5 protein-coding genes and 1 pseudogene are annotated in these 4211 nt (G+C 72.4%); 1 reads left to right on the top strand and 5 read right to left on the bottom strand.

Annotated features, from left to right (window positions below; genetic code table 11):
* Positions 1 to 799 (bottom strand): YgfZ family protein (locus G6024_RS09955; protein ID WP_159148615.1); only part of this gene is annotated, 799 nt, incomplete at its 3' end.
* Between the two features lie 39 nt (positions 800 to 838).
* On the opposite strand from G6024_RS09955, the gene G6024_RS09950 reads away from it, so the two are divergent.
* On the top strand, positions 839 to 1747 hold the full coding sequence (locus G6024_RS09950) for an aminodeoxychorismate lyase (protein WP_069388594.1): 909 nt from the start codon (positions 839 to 841) through the stop codon (positions 1745 to 1747).
* A gap of 28 nt (positions 1748 to 1775) precedes the next feature.
* Here G6024_RS09950 and G6024_RS09945 read toward each other — a convergent pair whose 3' ends face one another.
* The 4 genes and pseudogenes from G6024_RS09945 to G6024_RS09930 all read right to left on the bottom strand — a co-directional run.
* Positions 1776 to 2465: a heme-binding beta-barrel domain-containing protein gene (locus tag G6024_RS09945; RefSeq protein ID WP_083249488.1), complete on the bottom strand. Its 690-nt coding sequence runs from the start codon at positions 2463 to 2465 to the stop codon at positions 1776 to 1778.
* A 119-nt stretch (positions 2466 to 2584) separates the two neighbouring features.
* Positions 2585 to 3085 (bottom strand): DUF8021 domain-containing protein, encoded by a 501-nt coding sequence (locus G6024_RS09940; RefSeq protein WP_067712013.1) that lies wholly within the window; start codon positions 3083 to 3085, stop codon positions 2585 to 2587.
* 48 nt (positions 3086 to 3133) lie between these two features.
* Positions 3134 to 3964, bottom strand: coding sequence for a sulfurtransferase (locus G6024_RS09935; RefSeq protein WP_067712016.1), 831 nt, complete (start codon positions 3962 to 3964; stop codon positions 3134 to 3136).
* A 10-nt stretch (positions 3965 to 3974) separates the two neighbouring features.
* Positions 3975 to 4211, bottom strand: a pseudogene (locus G6024_RS09930) (DUF2993 domain-containing protein); the annotation flags it as partial.

The following is a 4211-nucleotide window of genomic DNA, read 5'->3' as shown; positions in this document are numbered from 1 at the left end:
GCTGCGCCACATCGCCGATCCAGGTGGGGAGCTCGTGGGGGATGGTCTTCTCGTCGGTGTCCACCCCGAGGCGGCCGCGTGGCGGGGTCGTCCCCGCCGCCCGTAGGGCCTCGAACGCCCACGAACCCGCCGGACGCGCTCCCGCGGCGACCGCCGCGTCGAACCACGCGCTCAGTTCGGAGCGCGGGACCAGCAGGTCGATCGATCCGGTCAGGGGCCAGGGCATCCGCCGGGCCACACCGCCGCCCGGCAGCGGGATGCCGGCGTAGTCCCCGACCGGCAGGGTCACCTCGGTGCCGTCCGGGGCCTCGAGGGTGGCGGGGAGGGCGGCGCCGGTGAGGGTGAGGACGGCGAGGTCCGCGGTCTCCGGTGTCGCGTCGGCCCAGAACACCATCTTGGTGAGGAACTGCAGCAGGTCCGCTCCCCGGCCGGGTTCGGTGTCCACGACGAGCGTGCCGGCGACGTCGGCGAGGACCGCGTGGTGTTCCACCCGCCCGTTCGCGTCCAGCACCAGCGTCTCGGCGCCGCCACCGTCCGGGATCTCGGACACGTGCTGGGAGACGAAGCCCTCCAGCCAGGTCAGCCGCTCGCTGCCACCGATGGTCAGGACGTCCCGGTGGGAGCGGTCGACGACCACCAGCGCGGAGTCGGCCGCGCGCTGCTCCCCGAACGGGTCGCCGTAGTGGTACGGCACCCCGACGTCGGGGGAGGTGTCGGCCTGGTTCACTGCTCCGGGGCGGTTCAGGATCGGGCTGCGGTAGCCGCTGTCGGTCCGCTCGGGCACAACTGGGTCGGTCACGATCGCGAGTCTACGTACCCCGCCGTAGTGTTGGGCGGCATGGGCACAGCAGCGGAAACGGGTACCGACCGGACTGACGACGCACGGGTGGTCGTCCTCGTCGCGGGCGGTCCGGAGGGGCCGCGTCCCCGGGTCCACCCGTCCGATCAGCCACTGTTGTTGGCCGACGACCTGGCCGCCGTCCGTGGCGACGGTTGCTTCGAGACACTCCTCGTCGTCGGTGGCCGCCCCGCCAAGCCGGAACGTCACCTGGCGCGACTCGCCAGATCAGCGGCCTCGCTGGGGCTGACCGGGCCGTCCCCGGAGCAGTGGCTGGCGGGCATCGACCTGGCCGCGCGCCGGTGGGGGCCGGACTCGGAGGCGATGCTGCGGTTGGTGCTGTCCCGCGGGCCCGAGCGCGGCGGGCGGGAGACGGCCTACATCACCGTCGCGCCCGTGAGCGGGGTGGCCCTGCGGGCACGGGCCGACGGAATCGCGGTGACGGCCCTCGGTCGGGGGTATGCGTCGGACGTCGCCGCGTCCGCCCCGTGGCTGCTGCTCGGATCCAAGACGCTGTCGTATGCGGCCAACATGGCGGCGCTGCGGCACGCCGCCGCGGCCGGGTTCGACGACGTGATCTACCTGTCCTCCGACGGCGAGGTGCTGGAGGGCCCCCGTTCCACCGTGGTGATCGCCCGCGGCGGTGAGCTGGTGAGCCCTCCGGCGGAGGTGGGGATCCTCGAGGGCACCACCCTGGCGGCCATGGCGGAGATCGCCGGGGCCGAGGGTGTGCGCGTGCGGCGGGAGCGGCTGCTGCTGACCGACCTGTTGGCCGCGGACGCGGTGTGGCTGTTGTCCTCGGTGACCCTGTGTGCGCGGGTCCGCAGGGTCGACGATGTGACGCTGTCGACCGGGGACCCCGGGATCGATGTCGTCGGCATGGTCGACCGCGCGGTCGGCCGCGGGTGACGGGCCCCGCCACCCGGGCGGGGAACTGCTAGCCGGCTATCCGACGCAGTCGCGCGGACATGTGGGGCACCAGGCCCCGCTCCGGGTGGACGCGCTCCTCGACCCAGCCCAGGTCGCCACCCTCGACGATCCCGTAGATGCGCTTGGCGCCGCCACGCTTGGGTCCGGTGGGGGACGCGAGGACCACGTCGGTGGTCATCTCCCAGGCCGACTGGCTGATCGGTGCGCCGTAGTACATCTCGATCACGCCGGACGCGTGGGCCACGAGGAACTCGAGCTGGTCATCCGCGGAGATCCGCCAGAATCCCGTCTCCCGGTAGGCCGCATCGTCCACGGCGCCACCGGCGTCGAAGGTCCAGGCGCGGGAGGTCCAGGTCAGGTAGTTCTCGCCGTCGTGGGCGACGATGAGTTGTTGGCCGAACCGGTGCTGGCCGCGGTCCTCGGTGTCGGCCTCGCCCTCACCCTCCCAGACGCCCACGAGCGGCAGCAGGGCCAGCAGACCCGGGTGCAGATCGGGGCCGAAGCGCAGGTTGGCGGTGTCCTCCGGGACCGGGAGCTCGGAGAACGGGGCGATGTTGCGGCGGGCGGTCGCCTCCGACCGCTCCGCCGCCGCGTCGACGGCCGCGTTTCCGGATCCGGGCACGACCGACCCGCCGCCTCCCCCTACGGGGACGGGCGGCGTGGGGTCACCGGTGTTCGGCTGGTCGCGTTCCGTCACGACTCGTCGGTGACCGTGCGGTACACGATGTAGCAGGTGGCCCACAGGATGGCCAGCGTGCAGAGGACCAGGAGGATCTCGAAGAAGAGCACCATGGCCCAATCCTAACCCCGAGCCTCTCAGCCGAGTGAGACGCGGGCCTCGATCGAGTGGATGAGGCAGTCCTCGGGGGGCACGACGAAGTCCTCGCTGACCCGCGCGGTGGCGCCCACGACGGTCGCCAGGGTGAAGTCCGCGTGCACGACGCCCTCGCGCCCCGGGGGGTCAACGGTGATGACGATGTCGCGGACCTCGCGGATCACCGAGTACTGCAGGTGCAGGTGGAGGTCCCACCGGAGCTGGTCCGCCCCGAACCCGGTCTTCAGGCCGTTCTCGCGACGGACACAGTCCTTCGCGAACGGCACACGGAACGCCGCGGCCGGGACCGTGAGCGCGGTGAGGTACATCCGAACGGCTGCCTCCCGCTCCTCGGGGGAGTAGGGGCCGGGGTGATCGGGCACGGCCGGGGTCGCCCCACGGCGTTGATCGATTCCCACGAGGACGGTGGAGGCGACCGCGGCGCCGACGGCGACGACGGAGGCTCGCCCGGCCATACCGAGCGCACGCGACAGGAGAGACATGGGATCGAGATTAGCCAGTCCCGCCGGCCGCCGGGGTGAACACACGGCTCACCGTTCGACGGGGACCCCGATGAGGGAGCCGTACTCCACCCAGCTGCCGTCGTAGTTGACGACGTTCGGTTGATCGAGGAGCTCGTGGAGGACGAACCAGGTGTGGCTGGACCGCTCGCCGATCCGGCAGTACGTGACGACGCGCTGCCCGGGGGTGCCGAGAAGATCGGCGTATATCTCGCGGAGCTCGGCGTCGGGCCGGAACGTACCGTCGCGGGTGACCGCCCGGTTCCACGGAATGCTCACCGCGCCGGGGATGTGCCCGCGCTGTCGGCCGCCCTCCTGGGGCAGGCCGGCCGGGGCGGCGAGTCGGCCGGTGAACTCGTCGACCGATCGCACGTCGACGAGCGCGTCACTGCCGAGGCCCGAGAGCACGTCCTCGCGGAACGCCCGGATCGACAGGTCCTGGGGCTCGGCGACGTACTCGGTCGCCGGCCGCTGCGGCAGCTCGGTCTCCAGTGGCAGGCCGTCCCGCTCCCAGCGCATACGGCCCCCGTCGAGGAGGCGGACGTCGGGGTGCCCGTACAGCCGGAGGTACCAGTAGGCGTAGGCGGCGAACCAGTTGTGATTACCGCCGTAGACCACCACGGTGTGCTCGCGGGTGATGCCCCGAACGGACAGGAGTTCGCCGAACCGCTCACGGTCGACGAGATCGCGCGTGTACTCCTGCTGGAGTTCGGTTCGCCAGTTCAGCGCGACGGCACCGGGGATGTGCCCGTCGGAGTGGTAGGCCGTCACGTCCTCGTCGACCTCGAGGAAGACCACCGAGTCGTCGGCCAGGCGCGAGGAGGCCCAGCGGGTGCTGACCAGTACGTCGTCGCGACTCATGAGCCCGAGTCTAGAGGTCCGTCCGTGCGAGGCCGTCGAGCGGCGCGGTGCCGGGCCCGCCGTCACCGGCGGCGGTGATGGTGCCGCCCGTGATGCTGAGGGTCTCGACCGCCACGCCCAGCGGGAGGACGTCCGGTTCCAACGTCAGTGCCGTACGGCGCAGGGCGAGCTCGCCGTCGCCGTCGGGGAACCCCGCCGGCCCGGTCGCGGGCGCCACGGGGACGAGCCGTGCGCCGAGGTCGTCGAC

Source organism: Dietzia maris, assembly GCF_014144855.1.
Classification (GTDB): domain Bacteria; phylum Actinomycetota; class Actinomycetes; order Mycobacteriales; family Mycobacteriaceae; genus Dietzia; species Dietzia kunjamensis.
The sequence above is the reverse complement of the archived record's forward strand: the minus strand, read 5'-3'. Positions and strand labels throughout refer to the sequence as shown.